At 60.0% G+C, this 13,928-nt stretch carries 11 protein-coding genes and 1 tRNA gene; 4 read left to right on the forward strand and 8 right to left on the reverse strand.

Annotation, left to right across the window (positions count from 1 at the left end):
• Positions 1 to 33 precede the first annotated feature (33 nt).
• The 4 genes from glyA to AB3X86_RS30980 form a co-directional block, all read right to left on the reverse strand.
• Positions 34 to 1,329, reverse strand: coding sequence for a serine hydroxymethyltransferase (gene glyA, locus AB3X86_RS30965; protein ID WP_368598887.1), 1,296 nt, complete (start codon positions 1,327 to 1,329; stop codon positions 34 to 36).
• A gap of 122 nt (positions 1,330 to 1,451) precedes the next feature.
• Positions 1,452 to 2,333, reverse strand: coding sequence for a glycine betaine ABC transporter substrate-binding protein (locus AB3X86_RS30970; protein WP_368598888.1), 882 nt, complete (start codon positions 2,331 to 2,333; stop codon positions 1,452 to 1,454).
• Between the two features lie 139 nt (positions 2,334 to 2,472).
• Complete coding sequence (locus AB3X86_RS30975) at positions 2,473 to 3,354, reverse strand: ABC transporter permease (RefSeq protein ID WP_368598889.1); 882 nt, start codon at positions 3,352 to 3,354, stop codon at positions 2,473 to 2,475.
• Positions 3,351 to 4,640, reverse strand: coding sequence for a glycine betaine/L-proline ABC transporter ATP-binding protein (locus AB3X86_RS30980; RefSeq protein WP_368598890.1), 1,290 nt, complete (start codon positions 4,638 to 4,640; stop codon positions 3,351 to 3,353). Before AB3X86_RS30980 ends, AB3X86_RS30975 begins: the two co-directional genes overlap by 4 nt.
• A gap of 514 nt (positions 4,641 to 5,154) precedes the next feature.
• Between AB3X86_RS30980 and AB3X86_RS30985 the strand changes: the two genes are divergently transcribed.
• From AB3X86_RS30985 to AB3X86_RS31000, 4 genes are all read left to right on the forward strand, one after another.
• The gene (locus tag AB3X86_RS30985; protein ID WP_368598891.1) at positions 5,155 to 5,328 is read left to right on the forward strand and encodes a hypothetical protein; all 174 of its coding nucleotides are present in this window, start codon (positions 5,155 to 5,157) and stop codon (positions 5,326 to 5,328) included.
• 280 nt (positions 5,329 to 5,608) lie between these two features.
• Complete coding sequence (locus AB3X86_RS30990) at positions 5,609 to 5,761, forward strand: hypothetical protein (RefSeq protein ID WP_368598892.1); 153 nt, start codon at positions 5,609 to 5,611, stop codon at positions 5,759 to 5,761.
• A gap of 1,118 nt (positions 5,762 to 6,879) precedes the next feature.
• Positions 6,880 to 8,016 carry an FRG domain-containing protein gene (locus tag AB3X86_RS30995; RefSeq protein ID WP_368598893.1) on the forward strand — a complete coding sequence of 379 codons (1,137 nt, stop codon included), beginning with the start codon at positions 6,880 to 6,882 and terminating at the stop codon, positions 8,014 to 8,016.
• A 118-nt stretch (positions 8,017 to 8,134) separates the two neighbouring features.
• A complete protein-coding gene (locus AB3X86_RS31000; protein WP_368598894.1) occupies positions 8,135 to 8,686 on the forward strand; it encodes a hypothetical protein in 552 nt (183 codons plus the stop codon).
• Between the two features lie 206 nt (positions 8,687 to 8,892).
• Here the strand turns inward: AB3X86_RS31000 and AB3X86_RS31005 are convergent.
• The 4 genes from AB3X86_RS31005 to acs all read right to left on the reverse strand — a co-directional run bounded on the left by AB3X86_RS31005 (position 8,893) and on the right by acs (position 13,645).
• Positions 8,893 to 8,983, reverse strand: a tRNA-Ser gene (locus AB3X86_RS31005).
• A 70-nt stretch (positions 8,984 to 9,053) separates the two neighbouring features.
• A complete protein-coding gene (locus tag AB3X86_RS31010) occupies positions 9,054 to 11,072 on the reverse strand; it encodes a sodium:solute symporter family protein (protein WP_368598895.1) in 2,019 nt (672 codons plus the stop codon).
• Between the two features lie 4 nt (positions 11,073 to 11,076).
• Positions 11,077 to 11,505, reverse strand: a complete 429-nt coding sequence (locus AB3X86_RS31015; RefSeq protein ID WP_368598896.1) for a DUF4212 domain-containing protein — start codon at positions 11,503 to 11,505, stop codon at positions 11,077 to 11,079.
• 157 nt (positions 11,506 to 11,662) lie between these two features.
• Complete coding sequence (gene acs, locus AB3X86_RS31020; protein ID WP_368598897.1) at positions 11,663 to 13,645, reverse strand: acetate--CoA ligase; 1,983 nt, start codon at positions 13,643 to 13,645, stop codon at positions 11,663 to 11,665.
• Between the last annotated feature and the right edge of the window lie 283 nt (positions 13,646 to 13,928).

A 13,928-nucleotide genomic window follows, 5' to 3' on the forward strand; every position in this document is an offset into this window, starting at 1 on the left:
CGACTTGTCGAAGTCTTTTCGCGCTCTTGCGGGTTAAACAAGAGCGTCCGCATGCGAGTAAATCGGGAATTGGTTGCAGAGGTCTCGCACGCGGCCGCGCACAGCACGCTCGACCCGTTCGTCGCCGTCGGGCGCTTGTTCGAGTGCGGCCAAAACCTCCAGAATCATGTGTCCAACCTGCTCGAACTGTTCGGTCCCAAAACCGCGAGTGGTACCTGCAGGTGTGCCAAGCCGGATTCCCGAAGTGACGGTCGGGTTCTCCGTGTCGAATGGAATACCGTTCTTGTTGCAGGTGATGCCCGCACGCTCGAGTGCCTTTTCAGCCTGCGTACCGGTCAGGCGCTTCGAGCGCAAATCCACGAGCAGCAGGTGGTTGTCCGTTCCACCCGTCACGAGGTTCAGGCCACCCGACTTGAGAACGTTGCCGAGCGCATGCGCGTTACGCAACACCCGGTCGATATACGCCGAGAATTCCGGACGAAGCGCTTCGCCGAATGCCACCGCTTTACCCGCGATGACGTGCATTAGCGGACCACCTTGCAGGCCCGGGAATACGGCCGAATTGATTTTCTTCGCAATGTCGCCGTGGTTCGTCAGGATGAACCCGCCTCGCGGACCGCGAAGCGTCTTGTGGGTAGTCGACGTCACCACATCGGCGAAACGAATAGGATTCTCGTGCCGGCCGGCTGCAACGATGCCCGCGATGTGCGCCATATCGACCATCAGTAGCGCGCCAACGCTATCGGCAATCTCGCGGAATTCAGCGAAATCCAAAGCGCGTGGATAGGCCGAATAGCCCGCGATCAAGAGCTTAGGGCGGTGCTCTTGCGCAAGCCGCCGGACCTGCTCGTAGTCGATGCGGTACGTATCCGGGCTTACGCCGTACTGGACGGCGTTGAACCATTTGCCGGACAGCGCCGGACGGGCTCCGTGCGTCAGGTGGCCGCCCGCATCGAGCGACATGCCCATTACGGTGTCGCCCGGCTTCACGAGCGCCAACATCGCAGCGCCGTTCGCCTGCGCTCCCGAATGAGGCTGCACGTTCGCGTATTCGGCTTCGAACAGGGCTTTGACGCGGTCAATGGCGAGCGCTTCCACCCTATCCACGTGCTCGCAGCCGCCGTAATAGCGCTTCGACGGGTATCCCTCGGCGTACTTGTTGGTCAGCACGGTACCCTGCGCTTCCATCACCGCAGCCGAAACGATGTTTTCGGACGCAATTAGTTCGATCTGCGTTTGCTGTCGGCGCAACTCCAACGCAATTTCTGATGCGATAACCGGGTCGCGGCTCTGGAGGGTTTCAGCAAAAAAGCGTGAGTTCTCGTTCACGTGTTCACTCCGGATCAAATCGTTTGAAGCAAGACTTGCAAGTACGACAGTTGACGCGGGCAATGGCCGACTCGCCGCGAACGAGACGGACTCCACTCGTTCCCGGCGAAATCGCCCTTTACCTACTGCTGCAACCAGTCCTTCAGCTTGTCAGGATGTGCGTCGACGAATTTCTTCGCTGCGCTTGCATAATCGTTCGTGGTATTGCCTTCGTACTCGATCGATTCGACGTCGGCGAGCGTTAGCTTGAAATGCTTGAAGAAGACATCAGCACGGGGATACCTGGTTGCGAACTGTTTGGACGCGAAGGCGTGAACCTGCTCCTCGCCACCCAAGGTGCCTTTCGGGTCCTTCAGATAACGCATCTGCCACTTCTGGAAAAGCCAGTGGGGACTCCACACCGTGGCAACCACCCATTGCTTCGACTGGTAGGCTCGCGAAACGCCAGCGAGCATGCCGGCCTCACTCGATGACTGCAGGTTGTAGCCGTTGAGGTCGTAGCCCTTGATGGTCTTTTCGGACGCCTGCATCAGGCCACCGCCCGGCTCGATGCCGTCGATCGTCCCATTCAGCCTGGCTTTGACGTCCGGCTTGTTGAGGTCGGAAATGGACGACAGTGCCGACTCGGGAACGTACGCAGGCACGGCCCAGCCGTTCTTGCCTCCCGTGTAGATAACGCCGACATCATCCATATCGTTCTTGTACCTCGCGTAATAGGCCGCGTGGGTGACCGGCAGCCATCCTCCCACCATGATGTCGAGGTCGCCACGCGCGACGCCCTGATACTGAATGCCGATATCCGCCTGCACAAATTTGACCGGCTGCTGAAGCCTGGTCTCGAGCACGTATTTGGCCACGTTCGCAACGGCCAACACGTCTGCCCAGTTTGTTACTGCCACCTTGATTGGTTCGGCCCCGACGGCTGACCCAGCGCCGACGCTCATGGCAACGACTGCCGATATCGCTACTTTCGCAATAAGCGACTTGAGCAGATGGCTTTTCATATCGCACTCCTACGTGAAAAAAAATCATTTGAATATTCGATGGACTCGGCTAAACGACGGGCCCGGTACTTAACCTCGATACTGCCTTTGCTGATCGCACCGCACCGGCCGTGCAATCCGCTGCAACAGGTGGTTTCCGTCAGGTGCGAGCCGCGGCGCCTGTGCCGCCTTTTGCTGCTCGCCCGCTGCGTTTTGCTTTCTTCGCCTTCATGCCGAAGCTTTCGGTCAGGCGGTCGAGCACGATGGCAAGCAATACGACTCCGAGGCCACCTTCGAAGCCGATCCCGATGTCGAGCCGTTGAATGCCGCTCAGCACATACTCGCCCAAGCCACCGGCCCCAATCATCGATGCGATGACGACCATCGAAAGCGCCATCATGATGGTCTGGTTCACGCCGGCCATGATGGACGGCAGCGCGTTCGGCAACTGGATTTTCCAGAGAAGTTGCATGTCCGTGCTGCCAAAAGAGCGCCCTGCCTCCAGCAACTCTTCCCGCACCTGCCGGATACCCAGCGTGGTGAGACGCACGACGGGCGGCATGGCAAAAACGACAGTGGCAATCACGGCTGGAACACGTCCCAATCCGAACAGGATGACGGCCGGAATCAGATAGACAAAGGCTGGCATCGTCTGCATGAAATCGAGCAGTGAGCGCAAGACCACTTCTACCCTCTTGTTCCTTGCCCCCCAGATGCCCAGTGGTACACCAACGACCAGACTGAAGAATGTTGCGGCAATAACGAGCGCGAGCGTGGAGACGGTTTGAGTCCACAGTCCCATGTAATGGATCGCCGACAGCGCAATGCCCACGAACACCGCGAACACGATGCCGCGCCGCCATAGCGCGAAAGCCACGAAGATGACGAGCATTGCGACGAAAGGGATGGCGCCTAGTCCGTCCTCCAACAGCTTGACCACTGCTCCTAGCGCCGCAGAGAATGCGTCGAAGCCGCCCCGGAAATGCTGAAAGAGAAAATTGACGGCGTCTTCCGCAAACTTGCCGATGCGCGACGAATTCATGCTGCCCTCCGTTCCATAACCTGCTTCAGTATCGTCCGGCAGGACACCACGCCTGCGAGCTTTCCGGCCGTATCAGTGACGGGTACGTCGTGTTCCTGACTCAATGCGATGGACGCGAGCTCGTGCAAGTCCGCATCGAGTGAAACCGCATTCACATCGCGGAGCAGCGCGTCCCGTACCGGACGCGTACCCGCCTTGTGAAGTGATGCTGGCGTGACACAGCCCTGATATCGACCTGCCCCGTCGCATACATAGCCGCATTCCATGCCGCTATCGATGAGATGATTGAGGTAACGCTCAGCGGACGTGCCGATGTCGCAAGACAGCAGCCTTCGGTCTACCCCGGTCATCAGCGTGGAAGCCCTGAGAAAGCGGGAGACGTCGACATTGCGGAAGAAGTCCCGCACGTACGCGTCGACAGGCGACTGGATAAGCTCGGCAGGTGTGCCGACCTGAATCAGACAGCCGTCCTTCATGATGCCAATCCGGCCTCCAATCTTGATGGCTTCTTCGATGTCGTGCGAGATGAAGACGATGGTCCGCTGCTCTTCCTTCTGCAGTCGCAGAAGTTCACTCTGCATTTCGAATCGAATCAGCGGGTCGAGTGCCGAGAACGCCTCGTCCATCAGAAGCACCGAAGGGTTCACCGCAAGTGCGCGTGCAAGGCCGACGCGCTGCTGCATGCCGCCGGACAATTCGCTGGGAAGCAGCTTTTCGTACGAGCCCAGACCGACTCGGGTCAGCGCGGCGCGCGCGATATCGTACCGTTCTGCCTTCTTCAGGCCAGCAACCTCGAGTCCGTAGGCAATGTTGTCGAGCACCGTGCGGTTTGGCAGAAGCGCGAACGACTGGAACACCATCGCCATCTTCTTGCGGCGAACTTCGCGCAGTTCCGATGTGGACATGGGGGCGATGTCGCGGCCTTCGAGAACAACCTGGCCGGACGTGGGTTCAATCAGGCGGTTGAGCAGTCGAACCAGCGTCGATTTACCGGAACCCGACAGGCCCATCACCACGAAGATCTCCCCCGCCTTGACGGTGAGACTGACGTTATTGACTGCAACCATGTTGCCGGTCTTTTCGAAAATTTCGTTCCGACCGAGACCTTGCTTCACGAGGTCAGCGGCACGCTCTGGCTTCGGCCCGAAGATTTTCGACAGATTCTTGACCGAAAGAATATCGGTCCCGGAGACTGCGATTGGTTTCGCTGCGGCGGAAGCGTCTTCCGCGTTGATTGCACCGGGATGGACTACGTCTCCTGGTGCGAACGTCAGGTTTTGGGCCATTCTGTCATCTCAACTGGCAGGTTCAAAAAAATGAAGCGCGTGACGTATCGACCTTTGCAGGGCCGCCACTTGCGTGTCTCGCTTCTTTTAGCCGCCTCCGAGCCAGTTTCATCGCAGAACTGCGAATGCAAGAGCCGAAAGCAAACATCGCAGCGCCATGCAATTGAACGAAACGCTATTTTTCGGTTAGGACGCAGAATGATCATGCGCCGTCACCGCGTTCAATGGTGCCTAATGCATGCATTGCAGAGTAGCGCGTCAAATTGCACTACCCAGCTACATTTTCTGGGTACTTTTCCATACCTTTGGTAATGGGGCGCTTTTGTGTGGTTTTTGCAGAAAAGCGTGACTGCACGTGGAATTCGTTTGAAGTCAAAGCGGGCTTGGGTTCGCGGCTGACCATTGCCGTCAGAAGGAACAATCTGAACATTCAAAGCTTACAAAGCGTGGGACGCCGTATAGGGAATCTCCTAGGTCTATCGGAATCCTGCGTAACTTGCCTATCGAAAAACTGATGGAACGGAAGGCGGCTTCTCTCTACGCCGAGAGGCTGGAAGTCGAGCACAAGATGTCGCTCGCGGATCTCATCGCGGCAGCGGATGAGAGGCACGGGCCGTTTCCCGGCGAGCGCAGGCCTGCACTTGAGCATGGCGACGGCGATGCGGCTTCCTACTCGACGAGGTCATGATCATGGGCGGCGGACCGAGCATAGCAGCACCTAAACCCCCTCCCGCGGCACCGCCGCCTCCACCACAGCCACAGCAGCCCGCGGAGTCGGCCGCAGCCGATCAGGCCGAGGCGCAAGCCGCGAACAGGGTCGGTGCAGCGTCAACCATCCACACCAGTCCCCAGGGCGTGCAGCCTCAGGCAACGATAGGCACGACGAGCCTGATTGGCGTCTGAGAGGAAGTCCGCGTCCATCGCTGGCGTAAGCTCGGTGTTTCGGCAACCTGTCCGGGAGCGACCGCATGCACACCTTGCGCCTTATCGGTCGTGCCATCGTGACCTGCGTATCCATTGACGGCGGAATGATCGCGGTCCTGCTCGCCGTGTGGATCGCCCTGAAAGCCGCGCTCAGCCCGCTCAGGCTTGCGGCGTGGCTGAAGCGAAAACGGGCGTGACGGTGCGCTTGAGCTTTGCGAGAGCGGTACGGCGGAGCTTTTCTCCGCCCCTCCCCGTTGTCCTGCAACGCCTCGCGAGAAGCCTTGCGCCTCTACCTGACCCTGTACCCACACCGTGCGGCCGAACACGCTTCGCGTAAACTGTGTCAATGCGTGGACCTAACAAAGCCCACCGAAGCGGGCGTTGATACTCATCAAAATATTCAGGGTCGGTGGGCCCGATGATGTCTCGGTAAAAATAGCTGACTGTCACTGCCAACCAATGCCAAAGGTCGAGGTGTTTCGCGCAGTAGTCGACTACAAGGAAAAGTTCTGGTTTTCCGATGAGACCTAACACAAATTCATTGCCCTCGCCAAGGAAACGAGCCGCCACAAGTTCCCGATTCGGATGGCTGGCCTCAGAGAAGAATGCGTACAAATCTTTCAATTCCGCTTCTGATTCGCCCAGTGGATGACGGCCAAGTTGCCTTCGGACTTCCGCGTTGCCAATTTGCTTGCCTCTTTCCCACTTCGTTGCCCACGAAGAATCTAAGACACAGAGGTGAAGCAGTGAGAGCGATTCGTATGCCCTTCGGGCAAGCGGATAAGCGACGGTCAGCTTCCCGCCGACGATTAACGATCTCGACTCGTACAGGAAATCAAAGACGTCCGCTAGCAAATCACGAATCACTCGATCTTGCGTGTCGCGTGGCGGTGAGTGCCCGAGTAGGTTGGTAAGTCGTACGACGAGGCGGGCGTAGCGATCCGTTACAGCTATGTATGGTTGTGCCATGCCAGAGATCTCGCGCAATCGAGTAGCGGCGAACTCCGGCAGTTGGTCGAATAAGTCGTGTGCTTCTGCAACCGAGTAGGGCATTGGCGTAATGTACGATGGCTAGATTCGTTTAATCAAAATAGCTCTGGCGTTGGTCCACTAGCCTCCAATGTTGCTCACCCTGTTTCATTCGTTGTATCGATTGTCAACGATTCAGAGGCCACTGTCGAATGTCTGATCGCCCGGCTCAGTTCGGCCCAAGAGGCGTCGTTCGTGCGCGTCCCACCTTGACATTTCGGTGTCAAGTTTGCTCAACATTCAGTCACTCGGCTACCATTGATTCGAACAAAAAAGGGACGAAATAATGAACGGACAATGGTTGGGTATTCAGTACGGCACTTCCGCAAACGCTCGAGATGGCAACCTCGTCGTCAATCTGGACCGTGTCGGGGAAAACTATGAAGGTATTGCCTATAACTGGCCTCTGCAACCGCCATCTATTTGCGGGACAATTCCCATTCGCGTGCCGGCGAATCATAATCCCTTCGCAATTGAAAGCATTCTTCTCGCTTATACGGCGCAAACGGACGTAGCGCTTCCGTTCGTCGATGCCAGTTTATATGCGTCACAGATTGCCAAGTCGCCGCAAAGTGTGTCGCGGCGGGTGTATATCGAAGGCGACTGGAACTCCGACCGAATGCGGCTTTCGTACACCACGGACCTCGGTGACTCGGGACATGCGATAGCTAGTCGAATGGCGCCAGACCAACAAAGCCGAGTCGTCGGTAAACGAACGACATGGAAGGAGCTGAAATCCGAATTTCTGGGCACCTCGTACCGCAAATTCATTTTCCGGGGACAGTCGAAGGCCAACTGGCCTCTACGGTCGCTGTACCATCGGGAGGGCCGAGCAAATCTGTATCGCTACACAACGGAGGACGTGCCGATGATGCACAAGCGTCTCGGTGGTCTGTTGCAGCAGCCTATGAACATCAACCTAAATGACGATAGAGGTGGATTCGTCCACTTGTTACAGCATCACGGTTACCCAACCCCATTGTTAGACTGGTCGTTCTCACCCTTCGTCGCCGCGTTCTTCGCATTTCGGAGCCATCGGCGCTCGCCAGATGGCAACGACCAGTGCGCTCGCATATTCAGATTCAATCTAGTGGCCTGGGCAAAATCGATCGAGCCCATATTGATGTTGGCAACGCCCCGAAACAATTTCTCGTTTCTTGAGTTCCCGACGCAGAACAATCCTCGCGTCATTCCTCAGCAGGCGTTGTCAGCCGTGACGAGCGTGGACGATGTAGAGAACTACGTGCAAATTCAGGAGCGGTTGCGCGGCGAGTCATTCCTAGATGCGTTCGACATCCCGGTATCAGAGGCAGACACGATCATGGCCGATTTGCGACTTATGGGCGTTACGGCAGGGTCACTTTTTCCTGGCATCGATGGCGCTTGTGAGGAAATGCGCGCTTGGCGTTTCCCTTTACAATGACGGTCCCGTTTCCATTCCATGAAGCCGTAGTCGCTAGATCGTGGCCCGGATCGCAAACTTGAGGGCGAGGCCGAACCCATCAGGGAGCACTAGCATGAAATCGATGACAGTCTGGGCCATGGCGGGCGCGACCGTCGCGCTGATTTTTGCCGCGCAGGCGGTCGCCGCGGGACCTACGGTCGACCTTTCCTATAAGGGCACGCGCTTCGGCGCATCCGAGCAAGCATTTCTCCAGCAGCACGCCGGCGAGAACTTCGTCTGCACCGATGCTCCGCCATCAAGTGTCGGACGCTGGTGTTCCAGCAAATCGACAACGTTCGGCAACGAGCGTTCGAACACGATCGCGCAATTCCTGAATAACCGGCTCGTACTGGTCACGATCAGCTTCGCGCCGCCAGCGAACGATGTCGCGGACGTCGCCTTCGACGTGATCATGACGAGCCAGCTTCAGCAGCGTTATGGCAAACCAACTGAAGTGTACTGGCCCGGTCAGACCTCGCAGGGTGCCCCGTTTTGGAAAAAGGTCTGGCACTTGAAAAGTAGAGCGGCGATCACCTACATGCATTTCAACATTGACGCGAACGGCTCGCGCCTTGAGCAGCGGAATCTATTTCTGCAGTCTAAAGAAGCCGAAAAACTGGTCACGCAACACAAGCCGCCCGATATGTGACGCGTTGGCTGGGGCGCGCAGGCGCGCACGTCTCTTTGCCGAGCCGCGCTAGAGAACAATCCGACCTGCGGTGTTTGTACACCAAGAACCCAACGGTGGCTCTCCAACCTTCCTGCGATGCGGTTTAGGCAGCGATCGATGTCGTGTGGGTAGCGGTGAGGGTAGAAACGAAAAACGGGCCAAAAGGCCCGTATTCATTGGTGTCCTGGCGGAGAGAGGGGGATTCGAACCCCCGATAGGCTATTAACCTATACACGCTTTCCAGGCGTGCGACTTAAACCGCTCATCCATCTCTCCGGCGGGGAGCCGAATTATAGCAAACTTCGCGGCGTGCGCCACACCCCCGCCAGCGCGGCATGAAAACAGCCTACGGATGCCGGATATAGTCGACCAGCGCGATCGTATAAGCGTCCGCTTTGCGATCGATCAAACTCACCCCGATCGCCACGAGAAACCCCGCCGGTACGCCGAACACGCCCGAGCTGATCGGCTCGATGCCGAACCAGCGCGCACCCGTGAAACCCGTCATCTGCGTGAAGAACGGATACGTCGACACGATGTAGTAGATGCACACGACGAGCCCCGCCACCATCCCCGTCACCGCACCGAGGCGCGTCGTGCGCTTCCAGAACACGCCCAGCACGAGCGCCGGAAACAGGCTCGACGCCGCCAGCGAAAACGCCGCCCCGACCAGAAACAGAATATTCCCCGTATTCAGCGACGCCACATACGAAGCGAACAGCGCGACACCCAGCAGCAGAATCTTCGAGATCGTCACGCGCCGCTGGCTCGACGCATTCGGATCGACCATGTGGTAGTACACGTCGTGCGACAGCGCGTTCGCGATCGTCAGCAGCAGACCATCCGCGGTCGATAGCGCCGCCGCCAGCGCCCCCGCCGCGATCAAGCCCGACATCACATACGGCAGCCCCGCGATCTCGGGTGCCGCGAGCACGACCATATCGGGCTGCATCTGGATCTCGCTCCAGCGCACGATGCCGTCGCCGTTCGTATCGGCGAGGCTGATCAGGCTCGGTTCGACCTTGCGCCATTGCATCAGCCACTGCGGCAGATCGGCAAAATGATGGCCGACCAGATTCGACAGGATCTCGTACTTGATCAGCACCGCGAGCACCGGCACGGTCAGATAGAACAACGCGACGAAAAAGAGCGTCCAGCCCACCGAGCGGCGCGCCGACCCCACCGAAGTCGTCGTGTTATAGCGCGTCAGGATATGCGGCAGGCTCGCCGTGCCAAGCGACAGACACAGCAGTAGCGACAAAAAGTTACGCGCATGCGTGCTCCGGTCTTCATCGCCGACAGCAGGAAACGGTTCGTGCATCGGCACCGGGGCGGTCGCCCGCATCAGCATGTCGTCGCGCTTCTGGCTCCACACGATCTGCGCGGCGGCGGCATCGCGCGGAAACTGTTCGAGCGCGCGCTCGCGTTCCTTGATCTCGCGCAACGGACCGTTATGGCGCCGCAGGTCGCCGACCTCCTGCGTGAGCCGCTGCTTCTCGTCGATGAACGATTGGGGCAGCGTATCGAGCCGCATCTGCATCAGCGCGGCACGTCGTCGATAGTCGTCGCGCACGCGCTCCTCGAGCGGCGCGTCGCGCACCTGCTTCTCGAGCGCTTCCATGCGCTCCATCAGGCGCCCATAGCTGAATTGCGGCACCCAGCCGAGGCCGTCCTTGTGCGCGATCATCGACACCGGTATCAGCATCGCGAGGATCAGGATGATGTACTGCGCAACCTGAGTCCACGTAACGGCGCGCATGCCGCCCAGAAACGAGCACACCAGAATGCCCGCGAGCCCGCAAAAAATGCCGACCGCGAAATCGACGCCGATAAAGCGCGTGGCGATCAGCCCGACACCCTGGATCTGCGCGACCAGATAAACGAACGAGCACAGGATCGCGGCGAGCGCCGCGAGGCCGCGCACCGCGTTGCTCGAATAGCGCGTGCCGAGAAAGTCGGGAATCGTGTAGCGCGCCAGCTTGCGCACATACGGCGCGAGCAGGAACGCAACGAGACAATAGCCGCCGGTCCAACCCATCAGGTACGCGAGGCCATCGTAGCCGGTCGCGTAGATCGAGCCCGCCAGGCCGATGAACGACGCGGCCGACAGCCAGTCGGCCGCGGTCGCCATGCCATTGAAGGCCGACGGCACGCGCCGCCCCGCCACGTAGTATTCGACCAGATCGGACGTGCGCGACAGCACGCCGATCACCGCATACACCGCGATTGGCACGAACAGGAACACATAGCCGATCCACACACCGGGACCGGTGCTGCGCTCGATGCGCCACATCACATAGACGAACAGCAGAAAGCCGAGCGTGTAGAACGCGTACGAGCGGATCAGCCGATGCGTGAGCTTCATCGGCTCAGCGTCCGCGCGCGGCCGGCGCGTCCGTGCCGACGTTGACTTCATCGTTCGCACCGCTGGTGGAATCCGCGGCGGGACCGCTTGCGGCATCGCGCTGCGAATCCGCTTCGAACGCGCGCTGCAACCGACGATCGGCGCGCTGCATCAGCACGATATAGACGACGATCAACGCGAGGTAGATCAGGATCGCGCCCTGCGCGCCAAAGTAGAACGGCAGGCTGAAGCCGCCAACGCGCACCCGCGCGAGCGCGGGCGCCAGCAACGGCACGACGAAGGAGACGAAGAAGCCGAGCGTCATCAGCACCGCGATCAGCGCGAGGTTGAAGCGCCAGTACTTGTGATGCGCGAGCGCCATCGCCGCCGAGACCGGAGGCGGTTCGGGCGGGGGGTTCAACGTGGCATGGGAGGATAGGTGCGGCGCGGCCATGCGCCTATGTATCAAAAAGGCAACGGCGAGGCAATTGGGATTGTCCGCGCAATGCCGTGATGCAAGCCGTCCGCTCGATTCACGGGTCTGCTCGATACACCGGCAAGTGTGTCGATCGACACACCGCCGCCGTCCGCGCAGACCCGCTTACAACGCTTTAAATCGACTCGCCGAGCTGGTCGAGAATCGCCGGGTTTTCCAGCGTCGACACGTCCTGCGTGATCTCCTCGCCCTTCGCGAGCGAGCGCAACAGACGACGCATGATCTTGCCCGAACGCGTCTTCGGCAGGTTCTCGCCGAAGCGGATGTCCTTCGGTTTCGCGATCGGACCGATCTCCTTGCCGACCCAGTTGCGCAGTTCGTTCGCGAGCTTGACGGCCTCTTCGCCTTGTGGACGCGCACGCTTCAGCACGACGAACGCGCATACCGCCTCACCGGTCGTCGCGTCAGGGCGGCCCACCACGGCTGCTTCCGCGACGAGCGGATTGGCGACCAGCGCCGACTCGATCTCCATCGTTCCGAGACGATGGCCCGACACGTTCAGCACGTCGTCGATGCGGCCCATGATCGTGAAGTAGCCGGTTTCCTTGTCGCGCACCGCGCCGTCGCCGGCGAGATAGAGCTTGCCGCCGAGCTCCTCGGGAAAGTAGCTCTTCTTGTAGCGCTCCGGATCGCCCCACACGTTGCGCAGCATCGCCGGCCACGGACGCTTGACCACCAGAATGCCGCCCTGCCCGTTCGGCACGTCCTGGCCCGTTTCGTCGACGACCGCGGCCATGATGCCCGGCAGGGGCAGCGTGCAAGAACCCGGCACGAGCGGCGTCGCGCCCGGCATCGGCGCGATCATGTGACCGCCGGTTTCGGTCTGCCACCACGTATCGACGACCGGGCAGCGGCCGCCGCCGACGTTCTCGTAGTACCACACCCACGCTTCCGGATTGATAGGCTCGCCGACCGTGCCGATGATGCGCAACGTCGACAGGTCGTAGCTCTTCGGATGCACTTTGGCGTCGGCCTCGGAGGCCTTGATCAGCGAGCGGATCGCCGTCGGCGCCGTATAGAACAGCGTGACCTTGTGTTTGGCGATCATCTGCCAGAAGCGCCCGGCGTCCGGATAGGTCGGTACGCCTTCGAACATGACCTGAGTGCCGCCGAGCGTCAGCGGTCCGTACGTGATGTAGCTATGGCCGGTGATCCAGCCGATGTCGGCGGTGCACCAGAACACGTCGGAAGGGCGCCAGTCGAAGGTCCACTTCAGCGTTTGCGCGGCCCACAGCAGATAGCCGCCGGTGCTGTGCTGCACGCCCTTTGGCTTGCCGGTCGAGCCCGACGTATAGAGGATGAAGAGCGGATGCTCGGCGTCGACCCATTCGGGCGCGCATTGGTCCGACTCACCCTGCGTGAGTTCGTGCATCCACAGGTCGCGTGCCGCGTCCCACGCGACCTTGCCGCCGGTGCGCTGGTACACGATTACGCTCTTGACCTTCTCGCAGCCGCCGAGCGCGAGCGCTTCGTCGGCGATGCTCTTCAGCGGCAAGGCCTTGCCGCCGCGCATCTGTTCGTCGGACGTGATCAGCGCGACCGCGCCTACGTCGACGAGCCGCTCGTTGAGCGACTTCGACGAGAAGCCGCCGAACACGACCGAGTGGGTCGCACCGATACGCGCGCATGCCTGCATCGCGACGACGGCCTCGATCGACATCGGCATATAGACGACGACCGGGTCGCCCTTCTTCACGCCGCGTTTTTTCAGCGCATTCGCGAAGCGCGATACGCGTTGCAGCAGATCCTGATAGGTGACGTTGGTGACGGTGCCGTCGTCGGCTTCGAACACGATTGCGACGCGCCCGCCGTTGCCGGCCTCGACGTGACGGTCGATGCTGTTATACGACGCGTTCAGCTGGCCGTCTTCGAACCACGTATAGAACGGCGCCTTCGATTCGTCCAGCACCTTCGTAAACGGCTTGTGCCAACTTAGCGTCTCCTTCGCAAGACGCCCCCAAAAGCCTTCGTAGTCGCGCTCCGCTTCGGCGGCAAGCGCCCGGTACGCGTCCATGCCGGAGATCGTGGCACCCTTCGCCGTGTCGGCGGAGGGCGGAAAAACGCGGCGTTCCTGAAGAACCGATTCAATCGCAGACATCGACAACCCCTTGGTGAAGATGAAAAACGGAAAACCTGTACCTGCGCGCATCGCGCGCGGGCCTTATCCTGTTCGAGCCGCCACGAGCGGCGCTGTCTCCCACCTCGCCATGCCGTCAAACGCGCGCGCGTGCGGCATCGCAACATCCGTGCTTGCGGGCACCCTGCTCGATCAACCCGCGTCAAGGCTCAACCATAAGCGCCGCAACTTACCGGCCACTTACGCACATCGTGTTGATCTGCAAGCGAAAACCCTTAGATCGGGCGAGCCACCGACGTGCTTG

Origin of the sequence: Paraburkholderia sp. BR14374, assembly GCF_040948685.1 — a bacterium.
GTDB classification, from domain to species: Bacteria; Pseudomonadota; Gammaproteobacteria; order Burkholderiales; family Burkholderiaceae; genus Paraburkholderia; species Paraburkholderia youngii.